This window comes from Streptomyces sparsogenes subsp. cuspidosporus (genome assembly GCF_039532705.1).
In the GTDB taxonomy this organism is placed as follows: domain Bacteria; phylum Actinomycetota; class Actinomycetes; order Streptomycetales; family Streptomycetaceae; genus Streptomyces; species Streptomyces sparsogenes.
This window is the reverse complement of the sequence record NZ_BAAASD010000003.1, coordinates 367,218-379,822: the sequence shown is the minus strand read 5'-3', so window position 1 is coordinate 379,822 and position 12,605 is coordinate 367,218. Positions and strand designations below refer to the sequence as shown.

The window sequence follows — 12,605 nt, the reverse complement described above, 5'->3', positions numbered from 1 at the left end:
CGGCGGTCGGCGCGCCCGGGGAGGCCCCCACCGCCCCCACTGCCTCGACCGCCCCCACCGCCCCGGCGCGCCCGCCGCGTCGCAGCCGCAGCGTGAGCGAGGGTTCCGCGAGCCAGCGCGCCGACACGGGTGCCGAGGCGGCGACCCCGGCTCGGCCCGCACGTCGCTCGCGCACCATGAGCGAGGGTTCCGCGAGCCAGCGGGATACGAGCGCGGAGGCGGCGGACACGGCTTCGGAGGCGCCGGGCGGCGCCACCCGACCCGCGCGCCGTAGCCGCAGCGTGAGCGAGGGGTCGGCGAGCCAGCGCGCCGCGACGGGCGGTCAGGCCCCGGCGCGCCCCGAGCGACCGGCCCCGCGCCCCCGCTCGACCGACGCCCCCTGGCACCACGCCCGCCCGTCACGAGACGAGCCGACGGCGGCGCGGGGCGCCGAGGAACCGGCGCGGCCGGAGTCCGCCGCCGAGGCGGCCGAAGGGGCGGCGGGGCGCGCGGGTGCCGCCGCTGGTGCCGGGCCGCGACAGGAGCCGAAGGAGCCGCAGGGCGCTTCGCATGCGCCGCAGGACGCCGCGGGCGAGGGCCCCCGGCCCTCAGCCGCGCCCGAAGCCGACACGACGCCCGCCCCGGCCTCGACCACCGAGACATCCGGCACGAGCCCCGACGACACGAGCCCCGACGGCACGGGCACGGACTACACGAACAGCAACGCCACGAACACCGACGACACGAACAGCAGCGCCACGAACACCGACGACACGAACACCGACGACACGAACACCGACGACACGGCGGGAGGCACCGCGTGAACGACGTCCTCGACGTCGCGCTGCGACTGCTCGCCCTGCTGCTCGCCTTCCTCGTGCTGCCCCTGGTCGTGGGGCAGACCGAGCACAAGGTCATGGCCCATATGCAGGGCCGGCTCGGGCCGATGTACGCGGGCGGGTTCCACGGGTGGGCGCAGTTGGTCGCGGACGGTGTGAAGTTCGCGCAGAAGGAGGACGTCGTCCCGGCGGGGGCCGACCGGCGGATCTTCCAGCTCGCGCCGGCCGTCGCGCTGCTGCCGTATCTGCTGGTGCTGGTCGCGATCCCGGTCGCCCCCGGCGCCGTCGGGCGGTTCATCGACGCCGGCATCTTCTTCGTGCTCGCCGTGATGGGCGTCGGCGTGCTGGGCTCGCTCATGGCGGGCTGGGCGTCGGCGAACAAGTTCTCCCTCCTCGGGGGTTTGCGCACGGCCGCGCAGCTGATGGCGTACGAGCTGCCGATGCTGCTCGCCGCCGCCTCCGTCGCGATGGCCGCAGGCACCGTGTCGCTGCCCGGCATCCTCGACGCGTTCGAGTGGTGGTGGGTGCCGTGGCAGATCGTCGGGGGGCTGGTGTTCTTCACGGCCGGGCTGGCCGAACTGCAGCGCCCGCCCTTCGACGCGCCGATCGCCGACTCCGAGATCATCTTCGGCGCGTACACCGAGTACACCGGGCTGCGCTTCGCGCTGTTCCTGCTGGCCGAGTACGCGGGGATCGTGGTCCTCTGCGGGCTGACCACCGTGCTGTTCCTGGGCGGGTGGCACGGCCCGTTCGCGGACGACCTGGGCTGGGTGTGGACGCTGTTGAAGACGGCCGTCCTCGCCTTCGTGGTGATCTGGCTGCGGGTGAGCTATCCGCGGCTGCGCGAGGACCAGCTGCAGAAGCTCGCCTGGACCGGCCTCATCCCGCTCGCCCTGGTCCAGATCGCCCTCACCGGCGTCGTCAAGGTGGTGATCTCCTGATGGGCATCCCCGGTTCCGGCCTGGCCAAGGGCTTGGCCGTCACCCTGCGCACGATGACCCGGAAGGCGCACACCGCGCAGTACCCGGACGTCCAGCCCGAGCTGCCGCCGCGTACGCGCGGAGTGATCGGGCTGTTCGAGGAGAACTGCACGGTCTGCATGCTCTGCGCCCGCGAGTGCCCGGACTGGTGCATCTACATCGACTCCCACAAGGAGACGGTGCCGCCGGCCGCGCCCGGCGGGCGGGAGCGCAGCCGTAATGTGCTGGACCGGTTCGCCATCGACTTCGCGCTGTGCATGTACTGCGGTATCTGCATCGAGGTGTGTCCTTTCGACGCGCTGTTCTGGTCGCCGGAGTTCGAGTACGCGGAGGAGGACATCCACGACCTCACTCATGAGCGCGACAAGCTCCGCGAGTGGATGTGGACGGTACCCGCGCCGCCCGCGCTCGACCCGGGCGCCGAGGAGCCGAAGGAGATCGCCGCCGCGCGCAAGGCAGCCGACAAGATCGCGGCGGCCGAGGCCGCGCGGGCCACGGACGCGGCGGGGCCCGACGGCCCCTCCGGCCGGGACGGAGCGGCGTCGTGAGTGCCGCCGCCCAGCTCGCGGCGTCAGGGCACGGCTTCCTGTCGCCGACGGGTGTGGAGATCACCTTCCTTCTCGTCGCGGTGATGACCCTGGGCGGGGCCCTCGTCACCGTCACCACCAAGCAGCTGGTGCACGCCGCGCTGTGGCTGGTGGTCACGCTCGGGGGGCTCGCGGTCGAGTTCCTGCTGCTGACGGCGGAGTTCATCGCCTGGGTGCAGGTGCTGATCTATGTGGGGTCCGTCGTCGTCCTCATCCTGTTCGGGCTGATGCTGACCAAGGCGCCCATCGGGCGGTCGCCGGACGCCGACTCGGGCAATCGCCCGGCCGCCCTGGCGGTGGCCGTCGCCGCCGCGGCCGCCCTGGTGTGGGTGGTCGTGGACGCCTTCCGGGCCACCTGGATCGACGTGGACGCGGGGGTGCAGGGCTCCACCAAGGTCTCCGGTGAGAGCCTCTTCCGGCACTGGGTGCTGCCGTTCGAGGCGCTGTCCGTGCTGCTGCTCGCGGCGCTGGTCGGCGCGATCGTGCTGTCCCGGCTGCGCTCCACGCCGCGGTCCCCGGGCGCCCGGGCCCCCCGCGCGGGCGGCCCCCGCACCGCCGCCGGCCCCCGCACCGTCGCCGAAAAGCGCGCCGCCGCCGGCCCCCGCGCCGCCGGCAGGCCCGCCGGTGCCGCCGAGAAGGAGGGCTGATGCACCTCGCCTACCCCGCCGTGCTCGCCGTCCTCCTCTTCTGCACCGGCCTGTACGGCGTCCTCGCCCGCCGCAACGCGATCCTGGTGCTGATGTCCGTCGAGCTGATGCTCGGCGCCGTCAACCTCAACCTCGTCGCCTTCGACGTCTGGCTCCGCGACACCCTGCACGCGGGCCAGGCCCTCACGCTCTTCGTCATCGCCATCGCCGCCGCCGAGATCGGCATCGGGCTGGCCATCGTCCTCCTCGTCCACCGCGACCGCGGCACCGCCGACATCGACAAGCTCCGGGGCCTCGCCGAGCCCCCGCCCACCGATGACAGCGTGACACCCACCACTGACAACAGCGCCGACAACAGCCCGGACAACAGCGCCGACCAGGGAATCCCCGCCCGGAGGCAGACCGCGTGACGACCACGACCGCCGCCGTCCTCGTCCCCCTCCTGCCCTTCCTCGGCGCCCTCGCCGGACTGCTGCTGGGACGCCGCGCCCCCGGCTTCGTACGGCCCCTCGCCGTGCTGCCGACCGTCGCCGCGGCCGCCCTCGCCGTGGTCGTGGCCGTACGGCAGGGCGGGGGAGCGGGCGCCGGCACGGGCGCCGTGGACGCGTCCACCCGGCTCACGCCCACCGGCTCGCTGCCGATCGACCTCGCGCTGCACATCGACGGCTTCGCCGCCCTGGTCGCGGTCCTCGTCGGCGTCGTCGCGTGCTGTGTGCAGATCTACTCGACCGGCTATCTGCGCGACGACCCCCGCTACCCCTCCTACGCCGCGCTCGTCTCCCTCTTCACCGCCGCGATGCTGCTGGTCGTCTACGCCGACGACCTGATCGTGCTGCTCGTCGGCTGGGAGGTGATGGGCATCTGCTCGTACTTCCTGGTCGGCCACTACTGGGAGACCGCCGCCGCGCGCTCCGCGTCCCTCAAGGCGTTCCTGGTCACCAAGCTCGGCGACGTGCCGTTCCTGTTCGGCCTCTTCGCGCTCGGCGCCGACGCCGGCACGTTCCGGATCAGCCACATCTACACCCGGCTGACCTCCTCCGCCGCCCACTTCCAGCTCGACCACCCCACCCTGATCGCGCTGCTCCTGCTGGCCGGGGTCGCGGGCAAGTCGGCGCAGTTCCCGCTGCACACCTGGCTGCCCGACGCGATGGCCGGCCCCACCCCGGTCTCCGCGCTGATCCACGCCGCCACCATGGTCGCCGCCGGCGTCTACTTCATCGCCCGGCTGCTGCCCGTCTTCGCCTCCTCCGCCGCGGCCCTCGCCGTGCTCGCGGTCATGGCGGCGGTCACCATGGTCGGCTCCGCGCTCGCGGCGCTCGCCCAGGACGACATCAAGCGCGTGCTCGCCTACTCGACCGTCGGTCAACTCGGCTACATGACCGGCGCGCTCGCCGTCGACGACCGCGGCGCCGCCGTCTTCCACCTGCTGAGCCACGGCGCGTTCAAGGCCCTGCTGTTCCTCGGTGCCGGTGTGATCATCCACGCGGCCGGGACGAACTCGCTGGCCGCGATGTCCCGCATGAGCGGCCTCGCGGGGCGCGTCCCCGACGCCTACTGGACCATGACGGTCGCCCTGCTGGCGCTCGCCGCCGTCCCGCCCTTCGCGGGCTTCTTCTCCAAGGAGGCCGTCCTCGGCGCCGCCGAGCACGCGGCCACCGGGCACGCCGCGGCCGTCCCGGCGGCCGTCGGCTGGACCGTCCTGGTCGCCGGGCTGCTCACCGCCCTCCTCACCGCCGGCTACGCGACCCGCCTGTGGCTGCTGGCCTTCCGCGGCAAGGGCACGGACGCCCCCGACCACGGGCGGCAGCCCGTCGCCATGAACGCCGTCCTGTGGGTGCTGTTCGTGCCCACCGCGGCGCTCGGTCTCGCCTTCGGGACGCTCCCGGACTGGTTCGACGGCGGGTCGCTCGCCCCGACCCTCACCACCTCCGTGCTCGGCACCGGGCTGGCCCTCGTCGGCGTCCTCGTCACCTACGGGACCTGGCGGCACACCACCGCCCTCGCCGCCCGCGCCCCGCTCGGCGCCGTGGCCGCTCACCCGGACGCCGAGCCCGCGCTCTCCGAGGCCGAGGCCATCGCCACCCACGAGCTCGCCTACGGCGACATCGCCGCGGCCCACGACCCGGCGGACCCCGGCCGCCTCCTCCTCGGCCCGCTGCACCGCCACGCGGCGGCGGGCTTCCACCTCGACGCCCTGTACGCCGCGCTGTTCGTACGCCCCGTGCGCGCCGCCGCCCGGCTGGTCGGCTTCCTCGACCGGGCGGTCGTGGAGACCTACGTACGCGGCGCGGGCGGCGGCCCCCGGCTGCTGGGCGCGGCCGTACGGCGCGCCCAGACCGGCAATGTGCAGACCTACCTCGGCGCGCTGATCGCGGGCTCGCTCGTCCTGGCCGTCGCCGTCCTCGTCGCAGCGGGAGCCTGACCCGTGAACCACACCGCCCTGCAGTCGCTCCTCGCGGCCCTGATCGTCCTCCCGCTCCTCGGCTCGCTCGCCGCGCTCCTCCCCGCCCCGCCCGGGCTGCGCGGCCGCGGCCCGGACCAGGCCGTGCTCCGGCACGGCGTCACGGTCACCGGCGTCGTCCTGGCCGCCGCCGTCGCGCTCGCCGCGGGCTTCGACCACGACCGCCCGGCCACCATGCAGGCGCAGACCGACATCAGCTGGATCCCGGCGCTCGACATCCGGATCCACCTCGGGGTGGACGGCGTCTCGCTGCCCCTCCTCGTGCTGACCGCGCTGCTGACCTTCCTGTGCGCCCTCTACGGCTACTTCAACATGCCCGCCGGGCCCTCCCCGAAGGCGTTCGTCGCGCTGCTGCTGCTCCTGGAGGCCGGCACCCTGGCCACCTTCGCCGTCCTCGACCTGATGCTGTTCTTCCTGGCGTTCGAGACGGTGCTCATCCCGATGTACTTCCTCATCAACCGGTGGGGCGGCGCCGGGCGGGAGCGCGCCGCCTGGAGGTTCATCCTCTACACGCTCCTCGGCTCCGTCGTCATGCTGCTCGGCCTCCTCCTCGTCGGGCTCAAGGGCGGCACCTTCGACATGGTGGCACTCGCCTCCGACAACGGCTCGAAGCTCAGCCACACCACCCAGCTCATCGCGGTCCTCGCCATCGGCATCGGCCTCGCCGTCAAGGCCCCCATGTGGCCCCTGCACAGCTGGCTCCCGGACGCCCACACCGCCGCGCCCACCGTCGGTTCCGTCCTCCTCGCGGGCGTGCTGCTCAAGATGGGCACGTACGGGCTGGTGCGCGTCGTGCTGCCCATCGCCCCCGACGGCGCGCACGCCCTCGCGCCGTACCTCGCCGCCTTCGCCGCGGTCGGCATCATCTACGGCTCCCTGGCCTGCCTGGCCCTGGTCCGCACCGGAGGCAGGGGCGACCTCAAGAGGCTGATCGCGTACTCCTCCGTCGGCCATATGGGCTTCGTCCTGCTCGGCATCGCCACGCTCACCCCCACCGGGGTCAACGGCGCGCTGTTCGCCAACATCGCGCACGGCCTGATCACCGGCCTGCTCTTCTTCCTCGTCGGCGCCCTGAAGGACCGCTTCGGCACCACCGACCTCGACCAGCTCTCCGGCACCGGAGGAGCGGCGCTGTACGGCAGGGCGCCCCGCCTGGGCGGCCTGCTCGCCTTCGGTGCCGTCGCCTCCCTGGGGCTGCCGGGGCTCGCCGGATTCTGGGGCGAGATGCTCGCCATGTTCGGCGCGTTCCGGCCCGCCGACGGGCTCAGCCGCCCCGCCTTCCTCACCTTCATGGCGCTCGCGGGCCTGGGCACCCTGCTGACCGCCGCGTACCTGCTCCTCGTGGTGCGCCGCGTCTGCATGGGCGAACACCCCGAGGAGGAGATCCCCGGGACGCTCACCGGTGCGCCCGCCGGGACGTCCCCCGAGCCGGCCCGCCGCGCCCTGGTGGACGTACGCGGCTACGAATTCGCCGCCTGGACCCCACTGGTCGCCCTCACCGTCCTCGGCGGCCTGTGGCCCGCGGCCCTCCTCGGGCTGAGTGACCCGGCCGTGCAGCAGCTCCTCGCGGGAGGCCACTGATGACCGCACTCGCCGGAGGCTACGTCCAGTCCGTCGACTGGCTCGCGATCGCCCCGCCCACCATCACCGCCGCGGCCGCGCTGGCCGTCCTGGTCGCCGACCTTTTCCTCGCCGAGCGGAACAAACCCCTCCTGGGCTGGCTCGCGACCGGGGGACTGGCCCTGGCCGCGCTCTTCCTGCTGCCGCTCCGCGACGGGGACCGCCGCACCTTCTGCCTCACCTCCGACGGGGGAGCGTGCAGCTACACGGCGGACCATTTCGCCGTCGTCATTCAGCTCCTGGTGCTCGGCGGAGCCCTTCTGACGGCCCTGCTGTCCATGAGCGAGGTCCACGACCGCGGCGCCGACAACACCCCCGAGGGCCCTGACACGGACCCTGAGGGGCGCGGCGGAGACGCCGGGCGAGTCGGAAGCGAGGGGCGCGGCGGGCGCGGCAACGTTCCCGCGGGCGAATTCTGGTTCCTCCTGCTGTCCTCCGCCGCAGGCGCGGCGCTCCTGCCCGCCTCCCGCGACCTCGCCACCCTCGTCGTCGCCCTGGAGGTCGCCTCCCTCCCCGCCTTCGCGCTCGTGGGGCTGCGCCGCGGGGACCGCCTCTCCTCCGAGGCGGCCCTGAAGTTCTTCCTCTCCTCGGTCACCGCGACCGCCGTCATGCTGATGGGCGTCAGCTTCGTCTACGCCGCCACCGGCAGCCTCCACCTGTCCCGGATCGCCGGCGCCCTCGGCCACGTCGACCCGCGCCTGGACACGCTCGCCCAGGCCGGCGTGGTGCTCACCCTGGTCGGCTTCGCCTTCAAGACCGCCGCCGTGCCGTTCCACTTCTGGGTCCCCGACACCTACGTCGGCGCCCCGCTGCCGGTGGCCGCGTACCTCTCCGTCATCGGCAAGGCGGTCGGCTTCTCCGGCCTCATCCTGGTCACCGTCCTCGCCTTCCCCGCCTACGCCGACGTGTGGGGCCCGGCCGTCGCCGTCCTGGCCGGGCTCACCATGACCGCGGGCAACGTCGCCGCGCTGCGCCAGCGCCCCGACCGCGCCCACAGCGCCGTACGCCTGCTGGCCTGGTCCTCCGTCGCCCAGGCGGGCTATCTGCTGGTCCCGATCGCGGCCGCCGGATACGCCGACTCCTCCGGCGACGCGGCCCACGCCGTCGGCTCCACGGTCGCGTACGCCCTCATGTACGCCGCCGTGAACCTCGGCGCCTTCGCCGTCGCGGCCCTGGTGACCCGCACCCACCAGGCGGGCCGCCTCAGCGACTACCGCGGCCTGTACGCCTCCCGTCCGGCGGCCGCCCTCGCCCTCGGTTTCTTCCTGCTCTGCCTGGCCGGGCTGCCGCCCGGGGTCATCGGCCTGTTCGCCAAGGTCACCGTCTTCTCGGCGGCCGTCGACGCGGGGCTGGGCTGGCTCGCCGTGGTCATGGCGGTGAACGTCGTGATCGCGCTGTACTACTACCTCCAGTGGACGGCCCTCCTCTTCCGCGCGCCCGAGCCGGCCGCCCAGCCGACCGCCGAGACGGCGGCCACCGGGGCCGCGGCTCCCGCCACCCGCGCCGTCCCGGCCTCCCTCACCGCGGTCATCGGCCTCGCCGCCGTGCTCGGCGTCGCCCTTTCCGGAGCCCCGCAGCTCGTCCTGCGCTTCGCCTCCGGCGCCCTGCTGTGACCTCGGCCGAGACCTCGCCCTGGGGCCTCACCCCTCTGGCCCAGCGGCCCGCCACGTGTGCACTTGGGAACCAGCGACCCTCATATGGCGTTGACCAATGCGGAAGGGTCCACTGGAAGGTGGAGACACCGCCAAAAAGGGTTCCCTTGCGGCATGTTTTGGAGGGCACACCGTGCATCGTCGGCACAACGGGCTCAGGACCGCGGTACTCCTCGGGGCACTGTCCGCCCTCATCATCGTCGTCGGCAGCCTCTTCGGCCGTACGGGCCTGATCGTGGCGGTCCTTGTGGCGCTGGGGACGAACGCCTACGCGTATTGGAACAGCGACAAGCTCGCCCTGCGCGCCATGCGCGCGCGGCCCGTGAGCGAGTTCGAGGCCCCGCAGCTCTACCGCATGGTCCGCGAGCTCTCCACCGCCGTCCGCCAGCCCATGCCGCGCCTCTACATCTCCCCGACCGAGGCCCCCAACGCCTTCGCGACCGGCCGCAACCCGCGCAACGCGGCCGTCTGCTGCACCGAGGGCATCCTGCGGCTCCTGGACGAGCGCGAGTTGCGCGCCGTCCTCGGCCACGAGCTCAGCCACGTCTACAACCGCGACATCCTCATCTCGTCCATCGCCGGCGCGCTCGCCAGCGTCGTGATGTTCCTGGTCAACTTCGCCTGGCTGATCCCGATCGGCCGGTCCGACGACGACGAGGGGCCCGGCTTCCTCGGCATGCTGCTGATCATGATCCTCGGTCCGCTGGCGGCCACCATCATCCAGCTCGCCGTCAGCCGCTCCCGCGAGTACCAGGCCGACGCCTCCGGCGCCCAGCTCACCGGCGACCCCCTCGCCCTGGCGAGCGCCCTCCGCAAGCTGGAGGCGGGCACCCAGCAGCTCCCGCTGCCGCCCGAGCCCCGCCTGGAGACCGCGAGCCACATGATGATCGCCAACCCGTTCCGCGCGGGCGACGGCCTGACCAAGCTCTTCTCCACCCACCCGCCCATGGCGGAGCGCATCGCCCGCCTCGAGCAGATGGCAGGACGGCAATCATGAAGACCATCCTGAACCTGATCTGGCTCATCCTCTCCGGCTTCTGGCTCGCCTGCGCCTACTTCATCGCCGGGCTGCTCCTCTTCGTCACGATCATCGGCATACCCTTCGCGTTCGCCTCCTGGCGCATCGCGGGCTTCGCCCTCTGGCCCTTCGGCCGCACCGCAGTCCCCCGCTCCGACGCCGGCGCGGGCTCCTGCGTCGGCAATGTGCTGTGGCTGGTGCTCGCGGGCTGGTGGCTGGCGCTCGGCCACGTCATCACCGGCGTGATCCTCTGCCTCACGATCATCGGCATCCCGCTGGGGCTGGCCAACTTCAAGCTGATCCCGATCTCCCTGACCCCCCTGGGCCACGAGATCGTCTCCACCGACCGCCCCTTCGCGGCCCCCCGCTGGTAAAACCCTCAGCGGGAGCCGAAAGCCGAAAGCTGGGAGCCGAAAGCCGGGAGCCGGGAGTCACCGAGGGCGGGCGGCCCGAAACAGGCTGCCCGCCGCCCTGGGACAACGGCCGCCGGGGCCGCCGCGACCCCGCTTACCGGTAGTTGACGAACTGCACCGCGAAGTCGAGGTCCTTGCCCTTGATCAGCGCGATGACGGCCTGAAGGTCGTCCCGGCTCTTGGACGACACCCGCAGCTCATCGCCCTGCACCTGCGCCTTGACGCCCTTCGGGCCCTCATCGCGGATGATCTTGGCGATCTTCTTGGCGTTCTCCTGGGAGATCCCCTCCTGCAGCGAGGCGAAGATCTTGTACTCCTTACCCGAGGCCTGCGGCTCGCCCGCGTCCAGCGCCTTAAGCGAGATCCCGCGCTTGATCAGCTTGGACTCGAAGACGTCGAGGATCGCCTTGACCCGCTCCTCGGAGTTCGCGCGCATCTCGATCCGCTCGCCCGACCACGCGATCGAGGCGCCGACGTTCTTGAAGTCGTAGCGCTGGGAGATCTCGCGGCTCGCCTGGTTGAGAGCGTTGTCGACCTCCTGCCGCTCGACCTTCGAGACGATGTCGAAACTGGAGTCGGCCATCTTGAGTTGGCTCCTCGTACATAGATCTGTCAGGGGCACGGCCCGCCGGACCGCTCGGGCCAGCCTAGCCATCTCGGCCATGATCGAGACGGGAACAACCCGGTGGCGGAGCACCCCCCGTCATCGGGTATTGTTTACGTCGTCGCCAGGGGGTTCCCGCGAAGGGAACGGAACCCCTGGTCACATCCCAGGCGGTGTGCCCGAGTGGCCAATGGGAGCGGACTGTAAATCCGTCGGCTTAGCCTACCCAGGTTCGAATCCTGGCGCCGCCACGTGAGGGATACGGCCCCTGATCTGCGGAAACGCGATCAGGGGCCGTTGTCGTCGGCAAGCAGGAATCAGGCCCGGAATGGGCGGTATATCCCACTGTGTCTCACTCGATCTCGCGTGCTGACCACTGTGTGTGGGGCATGCGTGGGGCACGCTCGGCGATCATCCCCAGTTCTTCAGCGCCTCATCGATCCGGGCATTCGCCATGGCGGTGGCGCCGTCGAGACACTTCGCATACACCTTCAGCAGCACCGCGACCGTGTGACCCGCGCGCCGCGCGACCTCTACCGGGTCCACCCCCGAGTTCAGCCACAGCGAGACGCACGCATGACGTAGGTCATACGGCCGGGCGCCCAGCGGCGATGCCTGCTGCTCCGGCCCGAGCGCCGCCTTCCTGGCCCGTGCCCACACCTCCCCGTAGCCGCTCTCCTGCACCAGACCACCGCGGGCGGTCCGGAAGAGTCGGCCATCGGGGGCCGCGCCGTACGTCTCCAGGTGCTCCCGCAGCATGGTCACCAATTCGGGCAGAATCGGGACATGTCGCACGTCCTTCGCTGGACGCCACTTCAGTCCGCGCTCATCGTGGGCGGTGCCTGAGTCGGTCCAGGAACTCCCGACGCGCGGCCGGGAGCCGTCGAGGTGCAGCGTGCCCCACCCTGTCAGGGGCAGCTCACAGTTCTCACGGCGGAGCCATACAGCCTCACCGGGCCGTAGTCCGGCGTGGTAGAGACACCCGAAGAACGGCCGGAGGTGCTTCCCGCGGTCGCCCTGCTCGCCTACGGCCTCCAGCAGGCGGCGGGCTTGCCGCGGGTTGACCACGGATCCGGGGTCCACCTGCTCCACAGGATTGGGGATCGACCATTGCACTTGAGGAAGCGGGTTCACGTCGAGTCGCCGGGCCTCCACGGCGAAGCCGAGGGCGTTGTGAAAAATGGCGCGCTTCCGCCGGACCACGGAGGCGGCGGCGGGCTTGCCGTCCAGTCGGAGCGTGAAGGCGGTGAGCACCTTCCGGAGCAGCAACGGGTCGTCCAGCGCGCTCATGGGCACGGTGTGCCGCTCCACCCATTCCAGCGTGCGCTGGACTTCTGCGGGCGGGTCCTCGGTCCAGCGGTTCAGGTTGAAAGCCCAGCTGTACAGCGCGCGCCGAAGCTCCCGAGCGTCGGGCATACCGCGGCGTGAATTCACCAGGGCCGGGGTGGCACTGGCCATGGCTTCGGCCAGAGTGGTCCGGGTCTTCGCGGGCGCGGCCGGCCACTTCATCTCGATGTAGTCGCGGGCGTGCTGGTACCAACTCACGTCGTTGAGCTTCCGCAGCTCAGACACCGGCAAGCCGGTCACCTCATCGAACCGCTCGCCGTTGTTCACCGCGGTGAGCAGTTCCGCCCGGCGGCCGTCGGCCAGGGTCTTGGTGCGGAACGTTTGAGAGTGCGGGGTGTCTCCTACCTTCCAGCGCAGTTCGGCCGAGGACTGGCCCCGGTCCTTCCGCTGTCGTACGGCCCAGATGCGGACATTGAACGTGTGCGCCACGTGGTTCCTTCCATGCGGAAGGGGACCGA

Annotated in this window: 12 protein-coding genes and 1 tRNA gene; 11 read left to right on the top strand and 2 right to left on the bottom strand. The window is 72.2% G+C overall.

The window, feature by feature from the left end:
• Window positions 1–176 precede the first annotated feature (176 nt).
• The 10 genes from ABFY07_RS06135 (at window position 177) to ABFY07_RS06090 (ending at window position 10,157) form a co-directional block, all read left to right on the top strand.
• On the top strand, window positions 177–803 hold the full coding sequence (locus ABFY07_RS06135; RefSeq protein ID WP_346173429.1) for a hypothetical protein: 627 nt from the start codon (window positions 177–179) through the stop codon (window positions 801–803).
• Window positions 800–1,759 (top strand): complex I subunit 1/NuoH family protein, encoded by a 960-nt coding sequence (locus ABFY07_RS06130; RefSeq protein ID WP_065962914.1) that lies wholly within the window; start codon window positions 800–802, stop codon window positions 1,757–1,759. The genes ABFY07_RS06135 and ABFY07_RS06130 overlap by 4 nt, the downstream gene beginning before the upstream one ends.
• On the top strand, window positions 1,759–2,346 hold the full coding sequence (locus ABFY07_RS06125) for a NuoI/complex I 23 kDa subunit family protein (RefSeq protein WP_428836858.1): 588 nt from the start codon (window positions 1,759–1,761) through the stop codon (window positions 2,344–2,346). Before ABFY07_RS06130 ends, ABFY07_RS06125 begins: the two co-directional genes overlap by 1 nt.
• Entirely contained in the window at window positions 2,343–3,032 is a 690-nt protein-coding gene (locus tag ABFY07_RS06120; RefSeq protein ID WP_346173428.1) for an NADH-quinone oxidoreductase subunit J family protein, read from the top strand. Before ABFY07_RS06125 ends, ABFY07_RS06120 begins: the two co-directional genes overlap by 4 nt.
• Window positions 3,032–3,442 carry an NADH-quinone oxidoreductase subunit NuoK gene (gene nuoK / locus ABFY07_RS06115; RefSeq protein ID WP_346173427.1) on the top strand — a complete coding sequence of 137 codons (411 nt, stop codon included), beginning with the start codon at window positions 3,032–3,034 and terminating at the stop codon, window positions 3,440–3,442. The genes ABFY07_RS06120 and nuoK overlap by 1 nt, the downstream gene beginning before the upstream one ends.
• Window positions 3,439–5,454 (top strand): NADH-quinone oxidoreductase subunit 5 family protein, encoded by a 2,016-nt coding sequence (locus tag ABFY07_RS06110; RefSeq protein WP_346173426.1) that lies wholly within the window; start codon window positions 3,439–3,441, stop codon window positions 5,452–5,454. The genes nuoK and ABFY07_RS06110 overlap by 4 nt, the downstream gene beginning before the upstream one ends.
• Before the next feature lie 3 nt (window positions 5,455–5,457).
• Window positions 5,458–7,074, top strand: a complete 1,617-nt coding sequence (locus ABFY07_RS06105; protein ID WP_346173425.1) for a complex I subunit 4 family protein — start codon at window positions 5,458–5,460, stop codon at window positions 7,072–7,074.
• On the top strand, window positions 7,074–8,726 hold the full coding sequence (locus tag ABFY07_RS06100) for an NADH-quinone oxidoreductase subunit N (protein WP_346173424.1): 1,653 nt from the start codon (window positions 7,074–7,076) through the stop codon (window positions 8,724–8,726). Before ABFY07_RS06105 ends, ABFY07_RS06100 begins: the two co-directional genes overlap by 1 nt.
• 172 nt (window positions 8,727–8,898) lie before the next feature.
• Entirely contained in the window at window positions 8,899–9,762 is an 864-nt protein-coding gene (gene htpX, locus ABFY07_RS06095) for a zinc metalloprotease HtpX (RefSeq protein WP_346173423.1), read from the top strand.
• Window positions 9,759–10,157 carry a YccF domain-containing protein gene (locus ABFY07_RS06090; protein WP_346173422.1) on the top strand — a complete coding sequence of 133 codons (399 nt, stop codon included), beginning with the start codon at window positions 9,759–9,761 and terminating at the stop codon, window positions 10,155–10,157. The genes htpX and ABFY07_RS06090 overlap by 4 nt, the downstream gene beginning before the upstream one ends.
• 133 nt (window positions 10,158–10,290) lie before the next feature.
• Here ABFY07_RS06090 and ABFY07_RS06085 read toward each other — a convergent pair whose 3' ends face one another.
• Entirely contained in the window at window positions 10,291–10,779 is a 489-nt protein-coding gene (locus ABFY07_RS06085; protein ID WP_065962925.1) for a YajQ family cyclic di-GMP-binding protein, read from the bottom strand.
• 190 nt (window positions 10,780–10,969) lie between these two features.
• Here ABFY07_RS06085 and ABFY07_RS06080 point away from each other — a divergent pair.
• Window positions 10,970–11,051, top strand: a tRNA-Tyr gene (locus ABFY07_RS06080).
• A gap of 160 nt (window positions 11,052–11,211) precedes the next feature.
• Here ABFY07_RS06080 and ABFY07_RS06075 read toward each other — a convergent pair.
• Window positions 11,212–12,576, bottom strand: coding sequence for a tyrosine-type recombinase/integrase (locus ABFY07_RS06075; protein WP_346173421.1), 1,365 nt, complete (start codon window positions 12,574–12,576; stop codon window positions 11,212–11,214).
• Between the last annotated feature and the right edge of the window lie 29 nt (window positions 12,577–12,605).